The organism is Methylorubrum sp. SL192, assembly GCF_026672325.1.
Lineage (GTDB): Bacteria > Pseudomonadota > Alphaproteobacteria > Rhizobiales > Beijerinckiaceae > Methylobacterium > Methylobacterium extorquens.
In genome coordinates, this window is record NZ_JAPPQV010000003.1 from 4558836 (window position 1) to 4572858 (window position 14023).

Annotated in this window: 15 protein-coding genes and 2 pseudogenes; 5 read left to right on the forward strand and 12 right to left on the reverse strand. The window is 64.6% G+C overall.

Annotated elements, in window-relative coordinates:
- Positions 1-52 precede the first annotated feature (52 nt).
- On the reverse strand, positions 53-1849 hold the full coding sequence (locus OVA30_RS21910) for a putative bifunctional diguanylate cyclase/phosphodiesterase (RefSeq protein ID WP_268176901.1): 1797 nt from the start codon (positions 1847-1849) through the stop codon (positions 53-55).
- 915 nt (positions 1850-2764) lie between these two features.
- On the opposite strand from OVA30_RS21910, the gene OVA30_RS21920 reads away from it, so the two are divergent.
- From OVA30_RS21920 to OVA30_RS21930, 3 genes are all read left to right on the forward strand, one after another.
- Complete coding sequence (locus OVA30_RS21920) at positions 2765-3808, forward strand: substrate-binding domain-containing protein (protein ID WP_268176903.1); 1044 nt, start codon at positions 2765-2767, stop codon at positions 3806-3808.
- Positions 3809-4347: 539 nt separating this feature from the next.
- Positions 4348-5412: a hypothetical protein gene (locus OVA30_RS21925; RefSeq protein ID WP_268176904.1), complete on the forward strand. Its 1065-nt coding sequence runs from the start codon at positions 4348-4350 to the stop codon at positions 5410-5412.
- 45 nt (positions 5413-5457) lie between these two features.
- Complete coding sequence (locus tag OVA30_RS21930; RefSeq protein ID WP_056112906.1) at positions 5458-6561, forward strand: TAXI family TRAP transporter solute-binding subunit; 1104 nt, start codon at positions 5458-5460, stop codon at positions 6559-6561.
- 112 nt (positions 6562-6673) lie between these two features.
- Here OVA30_RS21930 and OVA30_RS21935 read toward each other — a convergent pair whose 3' ends face one another.
- Entirely contained in the window at positions 6674-7297 is a 624-nt protein-coding gene (locus OVA30_RS21935; protein WP_268176906.1) for a hypothetical protein, read from the reverse strand.
- A 352-nt stretch (positions 7298-7649) separates the two neighbouring features.
- Here OVA30_RS21935 and OVA30_RS21940 point away from each other — a divergent pair, with 352 nt between their 5' ends.
- Positions 7650-7967, forward strand: a complete 318-nt coding sequence (locus OVA30_RS21940; RefSeq protein WP_173390169.1) for a hypothetical protein — start codon at positions 7650-7652, stop codon at positions 7965-7967.
- Between the two features lie 73 nt (positions 7968-8040).
- Here OVA30_RS21940 and OVA30_RS21945 read toward each other — a convergent pair whose 3' ends face one another.
- The 8 genes and pseudogenes from OVA30_RS21945 to OVA30_RS21980 form a co-directional block, all read right to left on the reverse strand.
- On the reverse strand, positions 8041-8301 hold the full coding sequence (locus tag OVA30_RS21945; protein WP_268176907.1) for a hypothetical protein: 261 nt from the start codon (positions 8299-8301) through the stop codon (positions 8041-8043).
- Positions 8302-8424: 123 nt separating this feature from the next.
- Entirely contained in the window at positions 8425-8871 is a 447-nt protein-coding gene (locus tag OVA30_RS21950; protein WP_268176908.1) for a hypothetical protein, read from the reverse strand.
- A gap of 86 nt (positions 8872-8957) precedes the next feature.
- Positions 8958-9161, reverse strand: coding sequence for a hypothetical protein (locus OVA30_RS21955; RefSeq protein WP_004446607.1), 204 nt, complete (start codon positions 9159-9161; stop codon positions 8958-8960).
- A 48-nt stretch (positions 9162-9209) separates the two neighbouring features.
- Entirely contained in the window at positions 9210-9542 is a 333-nt protein-coding gene (locus tag OVA30_RS21960) for a hypothetical protein (RefSeq protein ID WP_268176910.1), read from the reverse strand.
- A gap of 45 nt (positions 9543-9587) precedes the next feature.
- Complete coding sequence (locus OVA30_RS21965) at positions 9588-9890, reverse strand: hypothetical protein (protein ID WP_268176912.1); 303 nt, start codon at positions 9888-9890, stop codon at positions 9588-9590.
- Positions 9891-10321: 431 nt separating this feature from the next.
- Positions 10322-10659, reverse strand: a pseudogene (locus OVA30_RS21970) (integrase core domain-containing protein); the annotation flags it as partial.
- A gap of 9 nt (positions 10660-10668) precedes the next feature.
- Positions 10669-11389: pseudogene (locus OVA30_RS21975) on the reverse strand (IS630 family transposase); the annotation flags it as partial.
- Positions 11390-11539: 150 nt separating this feature from the next.
- Positions 11540-12352 carry a helix-turn-helix domain-containing protein gene (locus tag OVA30_RS21980; protein WP_326493639.1) on the reverse strand — a complete coding sequence of 271 codons (813 nt, stop codon included), beginning with the start codon at positions 12350-12352 and terminating at the stop codon, positions 11540-11542.
- Here OVA30_RS21980 and OVA30_RS21985 point away from each other — a divergent pair.
- A complete protein-coding gene (locus tag OVA30_RS21985; protein WP_268177544.1) occupies positions 12302-12520 on the forward strand; it encodes a hypothetical protein in 219 nt (72 codons plus the stop codon). The two genes, OVA30_RS21980 and OVA30_RS21985, sit on opposite strands and share 51 nt — an antisense overlap.
- A 63-nt stretch (positions 12521-12583) precedes the next feature.
- Here OVA30_RS21985 and OVA30_RS21990 read toward each other — a convergent pair whose 3' ends face one another.
- Together OVA30_RS21990 and OVA30_RS21995 are read right to left on the reverse strand one after the other, a co-directional pair.
- Positions 12584-13141 carry a PilZ domain-containing protein gene (locus OVA30_RS21990; protein WP_268176915.1) on the reverse strand — a complete coding sequence of 186 codons (558 nt, stop codon included), beginning with the start codon at positions 13139-13141 and terminating at the stop codon, positions 12584-12586.
- The gene (locus OVA30_RS21995; RefSeq protein WP_268176916.1) at positions 13141-14022 is read right to left on the reverse strand and encodes an alpha/beta hydrolase; all 882 of its coding nucleotides are present in this window, start codon (positions 14020-14022) and stop codon (positions 13141-13143) included. The genes OVA30_RS21990 and OVA30_RS21995 overlap by 1 nt, the downstream gene beginning before the upstream one ends.
- Position 14023: the final 1 nt, after the last annotated feature.

The following is a 14023-nucleotide window of genomic DNA, read 5'->3' on the forward strand; positions in this document are numbered from 1 at the left end:
GCCCCGACATCGGGGATCGGTGGCGGAGCGAGGCCGCCGGAGAGGCTGCGGATCAGCTGGCCAGTGCCGGCTCGTACCGGGCGTCCTGCTCATGCTCCCTGAGCCACGTCTCAAATGTCCCGATCTCCAGCGGGCGGGCGAAGAGATAACCCTGCGCTTCATCGCAGGCCATCGCCCTGACTTGGTCGGCTGCCTCCGCCGTCTCGATGCCCTCCGCGACCACCCGGTAGCCGAGATCATGCGAGAGGTGGATCATCGAGTGGACGAGCGATCGCTCCCGCTCGCCGTCCGCAAGCTTGCGCACGAAGCTTTGATCGATCTTCACGACGTGCGCCGGGATGTCCTGCAGGTAGGCCAGGCTGCTGTAACCCGTCCCAAAGTCGTCGATCGCCAAGCGAATGCCGGCCGCGGCCAGCAAGTCCAACTGACGTCGCGCCTGCTCCGCATTTTGCATGATCGCGCTCTCGGTCACTTCCAGTTCCAACTGCCAGGGCGCAAGGCCGTGGCGCCGAAGGCCGGCCTCGACCGACTGGCCGAAGCCGGACTCGATCAGGTTCGCGGCTGAGATGTTGACCGACATCACCAAGCTGTGCCCGGCATCCTGCCAGCAGCGCGCCTGCGCCAGCGCCCTCTCGAGAACGAAGGCCGTCATCGCCTGCGCGTGGGGCGAGAGTTCGATCACCGGCACGAACTCGCCGGGGGACACTGGCCCCAACTCTGGATGGTCCCAGCGCAGCAGCGCCTCCGCGCCGATGCATCGACCGGTGGACAGGTCGATGCGCGGCTGGAAAACGAGGCGTAGCTGGTCGTCGGCGCGGAGGGCCGACCCGAAATCCTGGAGCAGTTGGTACCGGCGCTGGTAAGCCTCGTCGGCAACGGACGAGTAGACGCTGATGAGATCGTGCAACGACCGCGCGTCCTGAACCGCGCTGTAGAGGGAGCGCAGCGCGTCTTGTGGCGCCGTCGTGCAAGGCTTGAACACGCTCACACCGATCGCGCTTGTCAGAAGCATCCCAGTGATGGAGCGCTGCCGCGCCTGCCGGTGCTCGTCCGCGAGGAGGCGGACATAGTCATCCTGCTGAGCCCCGCGTGGAGCGAGAAAGGTGAACTGCGTGGCCGCCGTGTGGTAGAGTTTGCGCCCTGGGCCGATGAGGCGCCGCAACTCCCGCGCGGCCTCCCGCACCAGATCGTCGACGCGGCCCGGACCCATGACGCGGCTATAGGCACTGACCTGCTCGGGTCGGCCGAGATCGATGAGCACAGCGATCCTGGCCTCGTTCGGATGCTCGGCGGCGAGATCGGCGAGGTCGTCCAGGAACTGGTTCCGGCTGGGCAGGCCACTCAACGGATCGACCCGGCCGAATGCGTGCTGCAACTCGATCTGCGCCATGACCATCGCGGCGAGGTCCGTGAGGGCGGCGATCTCGGCCGGAGAGACCGTGCGCGGCTCGGTTCCGAGGACACAGAGGGCACCCAGGCTGTAGCCTTCGCGCGTGACCAGCGGTGCGCCGGCATAGAAGCGGATGCCGGAGCGGCCGAGCACGCTGTCGGCGTAGAAGGCGTCTTGCGCGAAATCGGGGATCACGAGCACTTCGGCGCTTTCGGCAACCTGCCCGCACGGCGCCTTGTCCCGTGGGATGGAGCAGTGATCGACACCGATGCGCGACTTGAACCATTGCCGGTCGCGATCCGTCAACGACACCGCCGAGATCGGCAGGTTGAAGATCTGGCTGGCCATCCGTGTGATGCGGTCGAAGCTCTCGCTCGGAGGCGTATCGAGGAGGTTAAGTGCCTGGAGCGCATTCAAACGGTCTTCTTCGAGACGCTCGCGGCAATCCGTTCCAAACATCGGGTGTTTGCCATTCTCCACAAGGAGAAGCAGCCGGCAGTACGCCGATTACTCCGAGCCTCGATTCGCGAATGCATACATGCCCCGACAGACCTTACCGGTTTCTGCCCAGGCCGTGGCGATTGCATCCACGGCCCAAGGATATCGTCAGCGGGGAATGAACGGACATTATCGAGGTCCGTTGCTGTTGTCCCATCTCGGTGCTGCCCCTCCGAACGGAAGCGTCCCAGTCCGCTACCAATCCCCGATGTAAGGGCGGGTGCGCTCGATCGCGGGGCCGATGTCGGCAACCAGAGAGCCGCGCGTGATTCCTGCTGCATGCCGAAAAACGGTATCTGCATCGTACCGGGAAGGAGAAACGCGCGAACCCCATCGCTGAATAAAGCACCGATTGCTTCATGGCTCGCCCGCGGGGATGGTCCGATCCCTTTTGACTCTGGTCCGCGCCCTCCTCACACGGGCCAGCAGGATCGCCGTCTGAACCGCGGCTCGCTTCAGAATGGGATTTGTTTTCGGACGGGCCGTGATTTGGCTTGCCCAGCCGTGGCTCTCGACAGCCGCAGCAAGGTCCACCGTGTAGCCGTCCGCGATCGTATGTGCCGACGTATCGGGCTTCATCAGATACGTCTCGACAGCCGCGCTCACCTGCTCGTCGGTGACGGTCTTTGCTTTGAAAAGGTCGCCGACGGTCAGAAAAGCAGCCATTGCTCAAGCTTCCGGATCGACCCCAACGACTTCGACGAGATCTGGCAAAGTTCGACTGTTCGAAGGCGTGTTTCCTGTACTGCAAGGCGTCGTACGCGACGGCTACCCGCGCCTCGACCCGCGTCACCTCGATCGGGCGTCCGTTATGCCGCGACGCGACACGAGATTTTGGCGTATCCAGTTGTCTACGACAATTGGAGCGCCATCAATATGAATTCGACTGCCGATAGGGGGGCTGTTGTCGTCTCCGTCCGACTCGTCGGTTCGATGCAAATCGGTTCGAACGTGCTTGAGGTGTCTGACCTGATGGTGGCGCTCGAAGCGATCGAAAGAACGAAGTCGATTAGAGGGTTAAGCGAGACCCTCGGCCTGTCCTATCGCACGGCTTGGTGCCGCCTGCAGATGTACGAAATGGCTCTCGGCCAGCCACTCGTGCGCAAGACCCGGGGCCAGGGCTCTGAACTCACCGAGTTCGGCGCTGCCCTGGCCGAAGCTCTCACCTCCGCGGTCGCGGGGCTAGACGCGAACCTCGGATGCGAGACCCGCGCCATCGAGCATCGTCTGCGGCGTCTGCTCACCGGCCGATCCGAAGTGCTGACGCTCGCAGCCAGTCACGACCCGTTGCTGATCGAGGTCCTGCGCGAGCTCCCGGCCGAGCACGGCCAGATCCGATTGTCGGTGATGGGCAGCAGCACGGCGGTGAAGCTCCTCCTAGACGGCGGCGTCGATGCTGCGGGCTTCCATTGCGGGGCGCTGACCCCCGAACAGGCGGATGTTCCGTTCTCAGGCGTGCATTCGAGCGCTGGGCTCGTGCCGCGTCCGTTGTTCGAGCGCGAGCAGGGGCTGCTACTCGCCCCTGGCAATCCGCTCGGAATCCGCACCCTCGCCGACCTGACCGCCGAGGGGGTGCGCTACGTCAATCGCCAGCCGGGATCAGGCACGCGCAGTTGGTTCGACCGCATGCTGGCGAAGGCCGGTCTTTCGCCGGACGCGATCCAGGGCTACGCCGTCGAGGAGTTCACGCATCAGGCGGTCGCGGCGATGATCGCCTGCGGAGCGGCTGATGCCGGACTCGGCGTGCGCGTTGCAGCCGAACGGCTCGGCCTCGATTTCCTCCCGGTCGGCTGGGAGACATACTATCTCGCGGCGAGCCGCTCTCTCGCTTCTCCCCTGTTCGACGAGTTGGTTGCTGCGGTGCGCGTGCGCGCAGCAGAAACAACGGGCTACCGCCTCTCAAGAGAACACAAGAGCTGAGCCTGCTGGCTTTTGAGGCTCAGAAGTGGACCCTCCATCGCTTCTTGGTCACGGCTCTTTTGCCCCGTCGCTCCACACGTGGCGCCTGCACCGCGTCCTCCGGCGTTTCATGCACGACGGTGTGATCGGCCCGATGGGGATCTTGGATCGCGCATGTGGACACTCACTCCGCGCGCAGGCCACCGAATAAATCTTCCGGGGTAGTTCGGGCGGAGGAGCTCGATGTCGGCTGATGCACGGAAGAACCTCGCCGCGGCTGAGCTGGGCGGCGCCAGTTCATTGCAGAAGCCTGCTCGATTGCACCCGAAGAGCGCAACGGTGCGAACTGGCAGAAGGACGACCGCCAGCGGCCGTGAACCAGCCTCGATTCCGTTGGCATCACGAAATCTTGCGTCGGCATCGCTCGGAATACGGCTGAGTTCGCCGCAATTGCCCGCACCTGCGAGGCAAATACTAACCAAAATTAATTGACGCAAAGTAGGAAGCACTGTATCCGATGCTAACTTCTAGCGGAACGCGCCTGACAAGGATTGCATCCGATGGAAACGCATCGCACGAATATGGCCGGTTACATACCGGCAATGGTAGCGCTCGTTTCGGTAGTCTATCTTATTCTTCCGGCATCGGCGCAAGTCGCGGACGGCCAACCTCCTGCCGACGTCGCGGCACCCGGCAGCAGAAGCGATGCAGATCCCGGCCAGGGCAAGACATCTGATCTCTTCTTTGCTGCACACGATGTCTCCGGGAAGCTCGGCACCCCTCTCCCGCTGGAAATCAAGCTTGTCCGCACAGGCCGGGTCTCGATCGAATCCATCCTCCTGCTGGGCCTACCCCAAGGCGTGACGATCAGCGACTCGACCAACACTTTCTCGCCGTCAGACGAGACAAGGGACGTAGACATCAAAGCGTGGGATCTCCCGAACATCAAAATCACGCAGACCGACGAGCGCGAGAGCCGCTTCTCGCTCGCCGTCGCGGCGATCTGGACCGCGGGGTCCGGTGGGCAGGTCGATGTCGCGACGAGCCTTCTCAACGTCAGTTTCCGCCCCGACGGTCCTGATCGGGCCACTGCCGCCGGCGACGAACCACGCAGCCCCGAGAAGCCTGCGGCTGCGACTCGCGGAACCCTGTCGCCCCCTCAAGTCATCGCCAGCGCTGCCGCTCCCGATGCATCGGCCACGGCCGAGGGCGTCGTGGTGCCGTCGGCCCGTGGCACGCCTCTCACGAACACAGCGGGGATCGACCGTCCGGCCTCGCCCGCCGTCACGGAGAAAAGCCCCGCCGCTGAGGGCGAGGCTGCGCGGCTCAAACGTCCCGTAGAGACCGCACGGCCGACGCTCCAGGCGGACCCGCTGGTGGAGCGAGCCAGGGGCCTGATACGGCTCGGCGATATCAGCGGCGCCCGACTTCTGTTGGAGCGCGCACAGGCGCGCAACGCACCGAACGCGACTTTCCTCCTGGCACAGACCTGGGATGTGGACATGCTGCGCCGCTGGAACGTGCGCGGCCTGCGGGCCGATCCGGATCTCGCCAGGAGCCTGTACGCGAAGGCCGCAGCTCAGAACCAGACGGATGAGCGGCTGCTCGCCGCGACGGGCCGCTGACAGCACGCCTTGAAGAAAGTCCGACAATCACCGAGGGACACGCACATGTCGAGGCTTGGCCTGTACGCCGCCCTTCTCGGGATCGCCCTGATGGCGAACGATCCTGTCGCGGCAGCCCCAGACACCGCACCGGTCGAGGCCGCCCCCGCAACGGAAGCTGCCCTCGGCGAGCGCATGAACGCCAACACCGTCACGGTGGTGACCGGCACGCCCGGCGGAACCTACTTCCGCGTCGGCGCCGAGCTCGCCTTCGTGCTGGATGACGGCGATAAGCTGCGGATCTTGCCGATGCTCGGCAAGGGAGCGGGCGAAAACGCCTATGACATCCGGTTCCTGAAGGGTGTTGATCTGGGTTTCGTTCGCACCGATACGCTGGACCAGCTGCGGCAAGACAAGCGCCTGAGTAACATTGAGCGGCAAATCCAATACATTGCCAAGCTCTTCGACGACGAGCTGCATATCATCGCACCGAATTCGGTCCGGACCGTTAGCGATCTCGCCGGCAAGCGGGTCAGCTTCGACGTCAAGGGCAGCGGCACCGACTACAGCGGCCGGGCCATGTTTCGCGAACTTGGCGTCACTGTGGAGGGGATCAACGTCGATCAGCCCACCGCCCTCGAGATGCTACGCAACGGCGAGATTCAGGCTGTCGTGTCGGTGGCGGCTAAGCCGGTGGCTTTCATTGCGGGCTTCGAGCCGGGTGAGCGCTTCCACTTCGTAACGGCGCCCTACCCGGACACGATGAACGAAGCCTATGTCCCCGCGACCCTGACGCGGACTGATTATCCGAAGTTTGTCGGCGAACAGGCGGTGGAGACCGTCGCGGTCGGCACGGTCCTCGGGGTCTACAACAGCCCGAAGGGATCAGCGCGCTATGAGAAGCTCGTCCGCTTCGTCGACGCCTTCTTCGGCCAGTTCGACAAGTTTCTGGCTCCGCAGCGGCATCCGAAATGGCGGGAGGTCAACTTCGCGGCCTCGGTGAAGGGCTGGAGGCGCTTCCGGCCGGCGCAGGAGTGGCTCGACCGCCACAAGGAGCAGGAGGCCGCTACCCAGCCGGATCTGGACCGGTTCTTCCAGTCACAGCCCGAGCGACCGGCCGGAAAGGAGGAGATCTACCAAGCCTATCTGAAGTGGCGCCAAGCGCGGTGACCACCCAAAATCCAGCTTTCTGATCGCCAGCTTTTCCGGCCGACTAATCTAAAGTTGACAACCGTGAGTTCATCTGTTCCAGTCGTATGCCTGTCGTTGAAGCAATCGCTACTCAACGACCTTGCTGGGGCATCAGGTTTTGAGCCTGCTTGACGGCCTCACGGCAGCTCTGGTCACCCTTGGCGTTCAGGTCCACCGCTTTCTGTAGCGCCATTTTAGCCTGAGAGACCTTATCTTCGGACGAGCGTTCGGGTGAAGCTTTAGCATCGCCGCCTTTTGCCGCGTCCGCAGCAGCGGTCGGGCGGTTCTCCGACTGACGACGGACGTCCTCGGGTGAAGTCGCCACGCGACCGGCCGCAACAGCATCGGCCTGCCCTGAACCAGCGGCCGCGCCGACCGGTCCAGAAACGCCACCCACCGTGCCCGGGGAGCCGCCACTCTCACGGGAGGCGCCGCCTTGCTGTGCGCGATCCGTCTCTGGAGTTCCGACCGGCTTGGCCGTGTTAGTGGTCGCAGCGCCCGCTGTGGCGCTCCTACCTGCTGTATCATTGGGGCCTTTCTGCTGACCGTAATCCGGCTCCGAGACAGGTGCCCCCATCCCGACTTGCGTACCGAGTTCGCGTTTCAGTTTGGCGATATCATCCGTGCATGGGCCGCCTTCCTGCGCAAACGCTGCCGGGGCAAAACTGAAGGCGGCGAAAGCGACAGCGCCGCAGAGTAGATGCAGACGGGACATTGGTTTCCTCCAAGGCTTCTTGTTGGCCCCTGCTCAACCTCCTGCGTCGGCGCGGGTTCAGTTGCCGGAACCGAAACGACGAGGGACGAGTGTCGGCAACTCACGTCTCATCAATCCCACCCAGCTCAGCCATTGCAGGTTTTGATCTTCTCGGACGGTATGATTTCGCACTGAGTTTGAACAACGCTTTCGGAAGCGGATTGCCCGTTCAGTGGACTGTGGCGGTCCCTCCGAAGACTTGCCCCGCCGGCTCAGCCGCGCGGGGCATTTTCGTAGGCACGAGCCATGGGAGGAGGCGGCGCCGACCCGCCGGGACCAAGATCGCCTGTCTGCCATCCATCCGGGAAGCAACATGGATTGGAGCGCAAAGGCATGGGCCATCGTACCAGGAAAATCGGCGAAACGCGTCGTCGGAGAATTGGTCATGGCCGAGCAAGCCCAGGAAGAAGGCTGCCGCTTCATGCGCGAACTTGTTGCGTTGTTGGCGCAAGAGCAACCCAATTTTCCCCTCAGCGAGCAGGAACATCTTTTTCAGCAGCTGCTTGATCTGGAAAAGCGTGCTGAAGCTGAAGGCGCTGACGCTGTCGTGCGAGCGGCGATCGCGAGCGCGCGGAGAATGTCTGGTGTCGTCGCTGCCGCCCTCTGGCCACCGCGCGTCCGCGGGCACTGAGTTGGGTTACTGAGGGCAAGCCCTTCGCGGCCAGCCCGCTGCAATCACCGTGAGAGCACGCTCCGGCTCGCCGTTAGTGCCGCGTCGGCGCGTCCTCTGTGAAAGTCCTGATGCCGTCCTCTTGGATGCACTGCTCAAAAGCCTCGTAGGCCTCAACGTCCGTGTCGAAGGCCCCTTCCCAGACAGTCGAGCCATCCTCATGATCGACCACCTCAAGGGTCCAGCCTTCATCGGTACCGGCGAAGCGGTAGATGTAGACCAAGACCGTCACGCCTTCTTGCATCACGGGGCCGGACAGGGGGGAAAGCTCGAGATCGTGGTCTTCTGACGGCATGGCCAACTGCGAGTAGGAGCGGTAATCTTGCGCGCGGTGCGTCAGTCGCCCGGCGTCCAATCGATTTCAGGCCGCTGGGCCAGGACTCGCTCGAAGTCGGTGGCGACGGCCTGCGCACCAGCTTCATCGTGGCGCGAAGATCGTGATGTTGTTGTTGATCTGGTACGCTGCCGTCGGTGGGGTGTTGACGAGTCTCAGCCTGATGGGGCTCTCGCCGAGGATGGCTCCGAATGCGGGGGTGATCCTCATGGGAAAGCACCGAGACAGCGCCTCGAAGGCGGCATCCTCGAACCGTTTCCGCGCCTCCTGATCGCCCTTGAGCTGCCGTGACGTGACGAGCGGTGGGCCCCGCATCCCCCCTGTCTTGTTCAGGCCGAAACGGAAGGCGATCTGCGAACCTTCCGTGTCTGCTGGCACCGTCCAGCAGGATGTCAGGGCGGCTCGGAGACCAGCCCAATTGTTGATTGCGGGCGGGGAGGCCGTTTGATCCCGAGCCAAAGTCAAAGGCGCTGCCGAAGCGCCACCTAAGATCACCGCGAGCGCTATGAGGCGGGCCTGAAGCGTTTTCATTGAGCTGCTCCGGTCTTGCGCAATCTCACACCGAGCCCACCGTTATTCTACCCCCCCGGAAGATGCCGCCGTCGGCAGGCAACCGATCAAACGTCGGCCGACATATAAGGCTGCCCCGCATCGACCAGCGCACGATCGACGGCTTCGATCGCCAGCAGGATGCGCGTGAGGTCTTCGGCCATCGAGACCGGCGCCAACGCGATCGCACCCATACGCTTGGCAATTGCGTTTCGCTGCCGCACGAGCGCCAGACGCGCGGCGTTGAGATCGTCCAGCTCGGTCGCGGACATATCGACTTCGTTCCTTTTGCGGTTGCAGGTTGCGATCGTCACTGCTCCCTAGGACGCGCCGCGCTCGCCGCGTCGGAAGCCACTGAAGAAACGCGTCAGGGTGGCGACAACGCCGTCGCCTTCGGGATCTCGGTCTGTTGCTTCACCGGCAGCATCCGCTTCGCTGAAGCGCTTGCCGGCCTCATATAGCACCTGCTCGACCAGCGGCGGCAAAGGTGCGTTGTGCTCTTCGAGGATCTGAGCAGCGCTCACAAGAGCTGTGAAGAGGTCCCGAGGTAGCCGGTGGTCGGTGATTTGCGTCTCTAGGATGCGCTCGGCAGCCAAGGTCGCCAACCGCGACAGGTCGCCAATCTTCTCGGTCTGTGCGCTGGCGCCTTCCATGTCGGCGAGTTCCTGGCCTTCGGTGTTCGCTGATGGCGCGTACCCTTATGAGGTGCCGCCCGTGTCCATTCCCACCGAACCGTCGGCACGATCGAGAACGCTGACGCGTGGACCGCGAACTCCGCCGCTCTGCAGCTCCCACGCATCGAGTGCCTCATTGGCTGCATCGATGATGTCGCGCGGTATGCCGCCCGGGACTTCGGGTCGAATTGCCTCGACGAGACGAGTCAGGAGTGTCTGCTCCGTCTGAGGGTGCAACTCGCCCGATGCGTGGCGCATGTAGGCGGAGTAGACACTTTCAGCGATCGTCCGAGCCGTCCGATCAAGCGGTGGGGTATCCTGCTCCATCTCTCGCCTCCCTGCCGTACGGGCTTGCGCGAACCGCCGTTTCAGCCCGACTTGTTCTCAGCGACTCCGCCAGCACGGTGGGAGTTCCCACCGGCCACAGTGATCCCATCGCGATTTGCAGAGCACAGCTGCAACGGCGGGAAGTGCGGCGACGGTAATATCGGGCACCGGAGGCGACGAACGGCACGCTGGCGCCGTTCCCGGCAGCGCTGCACGGGGTGGCGCGCATCTGGCGCGAGCAGGGCTGCCCGCCTTGAGCTGCCCTCCTCGGCTCAGCACCGAAGCGGCCATTCCGCTTCGTACCAAACTCAACTGCGTCGGCGTCATCTTCGAAACGGAATCGATCCGCCCCCCACGCAGTGGTCTAAGTTCCAAGTTAGTGCATCGTCGATCTGGAAATGCCCCAGTTTGTGGTCCACGGTCGATACAAATTTTCGTTTTGTGACAACTTGGTTGGCGAAGGCTCGGGGCGTCAAGCCGCCTAAGCCCGTGTGGGGTCGATCTTCGTTGTAGTGGCAACTCTAGTCCTCGATGCGCTCATGGGCATCGGCTAGCGACAGGAACCACGAAACGTTTAGGCATTCCACTCGTAAGCGGCCGTTGAACGACTCGATGTAGGCATTGTCAGTCGGCCCCCCGGTCGTGAGAAGTCGATCTCGACCCCGTTCAGGTAAGCCCATTATTCGAGCATGCGCCCGGCGAACTCCGGCCCATTGTCGACCCGCAGGCTTTTGGGCCGCCCGCGCAGCCCGACCAAGGCGTCTAGAGCTGTTCCCGGTCAGGTAGCGACGGCCAAGTCGTCCTCGTAGCCGGCTGCGGCGAGGTAGTTGCGGCATTCCTGCGGGGTGAAGCGCGTGAATACTGCCGAATCGCCGCCCAGAGATCCGGGATCGTGCGCGCTGCCGCGCTGCGCAGCAGCGCCTTGAGCTTTGCGAACACTTGCTCAATCGGGTTGAGATTAGGGCTGTAGGATGGAAGGTCGAGCAGCCGGCGCCCACGGCCTCGATTGCGTCCTGCCCGCCAGCGACTTTGTGGGCTGGCGATTGTCCATGACGACGATGTCGCCCGGCTGCAGCACCGGTACCATGGTCTCGGTGACATAGCTGCGGAAGCGCGTGCCGTTCGTGGGGCCGTCCAACAGCGCGGTGGCGCACAGCCCGTTCGTGCGCAGGGCGGCGGTTATCGTGGTAGTTTTGTAACGCCCCATGGCGCTGCGATCCGGCAGCGCTCGCCGCGCGGGGCCCAACCGCAGCGCCGCACCATGTTGGTGGCAGTCGCCGTCTCGTCCAGGAACACGAGCCGGTCTGGATCGAGCTCGGGCTGTGCCGCGAACCACGCCTCGCGCGCCGCTCTTACGTCCGCGCGCTCCTGCTCAGCTGCGTACGTCGCCCCTTTTCCAGGTGATCCTGTGCCGCTGGATAAAGCGCGACAGGCCGCTCGTGCTGGTCTGCACGCCTTACTCAGCCAAGCGGTCGCGCAACTCGCGGGAAGAGACGCGGCCCCTGCTTGGAGATCCTCAGGATCAGCCCTGTGGCTGGCGGAGTTGGCCTTGGCCGGAGGATATCGTGGCTCGAACGAGTGGAGCACCGCACCGATGGCGTGCTTGCGGGACCTGTGAGCCGTAACCACTCGTGCCACCATCGGGTCGGTCAGAGGGCGTTGATCCACGACATCAGGGTCGCCCCGTATTCGAGACGCACCTGCGGCCGGTAGCCGGCGTCGACCTCGCTGGGGTTCACGCCGTACTTCCGCTTGAACGCCCGGGAGAACATCTTCTCGGTCTCGAAGCCGCAGGCATAGCCGACGCTGGAGATGCGCCGGCGGTCGCCCGCCTCAAGGCCGGCGAGGATGCGCATCGCGCGGGCGAGCCGCCGGTCGCGGATGTAGGAGGCCACGCCTCCATCGGCCTCGAACAGCGCGTAGAGCCGCGTGCGCGAGATCGCAAATCGGGCGCAGAGCTTCTCGATCCCCAGATCGAAGCTCCGCAGGTCGTCCTCGATGAAGCGGAGCATGGCGACACCTAGCACCGTGTCCCGCTCGTAGGGGCCGTCTCCGGGCTTGGTCAGGACGGCATTCACCATCGAAACCGTGGCCGCCGTGAGTGCGGTCCGCTGCCCTTCGTCGGCGGCGTCGATGCAGGCGGCGAGGCTGCGCATATGGTCGGTCATCAGCCGGGTCAGCGGGCTGGCGTCGGGACGGATCGTGCTGCCATGAAATGCGGACACGTCGCCGAGGCGCTTCTCGAACAGCCGGCGTGGCACGATCAGGTGGATGACGGGCTTAGACCCGTGCGACGTCGACCGCATCCATTGCGATAGGTCGAGCATCTGCAGGTCTCCCGCCCGCAACACGGAGGAACGTCCATCCACGTGCAGGTCGGAGGTTCCGCTAAGGAATAGCCTAAAGGAGATATGATCCAGCGACTGCCGCGAGATCTGCTCCAGCGACCGTTCCATGTACATCTCCGGAGCGATGCTTTTACCAAGGATGCAGGTCCCGAGGTTGAAGTTCCGGATGAAGACGTCGTCTCCCACTGGCACGTCACGATCGATGTCGGTGCGATAGAGTGGGGCGGCCGATTCGATCCAGGCCTCGCGGCGGAGTTTGAGATCTGGGATCTCGCCGAATGACTGCTGGTAAATCATGCGGGAACGTCGGCGAGGTTCGTGTGAACGGTTCGGTGCGGTCGCGGGTCAGAGGCGAATGTCGGCACTCACGTCCTGGGGACGCAGCGGCAGCACGAACCGGACAGCGATGCCGGCGTCCGTCTGCCTAACGACGCGGGCGCGGCGCCGTCCCACGGTCAGAACAGCATCTACGGGAGGCCTGAGGACCATTTCCAGCGCCGCCCCGGTTGCGGACAAGTCGACAATCCGCGCCTCCACGGCCATACCGTCCGAGAGCGTCACCTCGGCGGATGGGTCGAGCGGTATCACCCGCATGGCACCGCGCTGGTCCTCACGCCCGTCCAGTCGCGCGCGATGCCACGCTAGACGCGTCGCTAGGCGGGCCCTGTGCGCCGGTGAACCCTCGACCGACAGCCGAAGGCTGCCCCTGGAGACGGTGGTGACGCTCGCCTCGATGACCCCCAGCCCGTCGACGTGGCAGATGACGCGCGAGCCGACAGCCGCGCCGGCATCCCCGATCACAACGTACACTTCGTCGGCCTGAGACAGTCGGCAGAGGCAATCCCGCTCCGCGCCGCAAGGCAGCAGGATCCGGCCGGCCAGCGCGACAGGCATCGTGTCCATCACGACAGCGCCTCGGCTTGCTCTACGCCGCCGACCGGCTCGTTTGCCCATCGGGCAATGTCGCCGCTGCGAGGCTCTTCGCGGCGGGCGCCGATGGTCTGCGCCCAGGCGGCGATGCGGTCGGCGACGGTCTCCCAGCCGGGCTCCAGCATCATGTCGTGGGCCATGCCTGGGACGAACTCCAGGCCGGCCCCGTGCGCCGCTGCGACCTCTTCCATTTCCCGGCGCGTGAAGAGGGCGTCCGCGCCGGCAGCGAGCACGAGCATCGGCGACCCTCCCCACCTGGGCCGGCAGAGATCGAGACCGAGCAGGTCGAGATAGGCGAGGAAGGCTTCGCCCTGGAGACGGGCCTGATGGCGGCGAACCGCTTTCTCGGGCATCCGTGCCGAGAAGAAGAGTGCGCGCGCCGTGGCCGGGGTCGCGGCGATTGGGAGTGCGCCGAAGCTGGCATGGATGCGCACGACCGCCCCTGGTACGCGACGCATGAGCCGGCCCATGCAGGGAGCGACGCCGAAATGCGGCATCGGCGCGAGCAGCACTGCACCGGCGGCGGCAGCCGTTTCCAGGTGCTTCTGGACGACGTAGGCGCCCCTCGAATGACCGACCAAGAGGACCGGGCCACCGACCGCATCGATGACCCGCCGCAGGTCGGCGACATGATCCCGGATCCGCACCCGCCACAGACCGCGACGGCCCTCGCTGTGGCCGTGCCCCCGCAGGCTGACGGCATGCACGTCGTGCCCGTGCGCTGCGAGCCGGGCGGCAAAGCCCTCGTCCCAGCACCACGCCGCGTGCCATGCGCCGTGGACCAAGATGATGGACGGCCCGGCCCGAGTACCGACAGCCGAATGGGAGATGACCTCAAGGCCGGAGACCCGCATC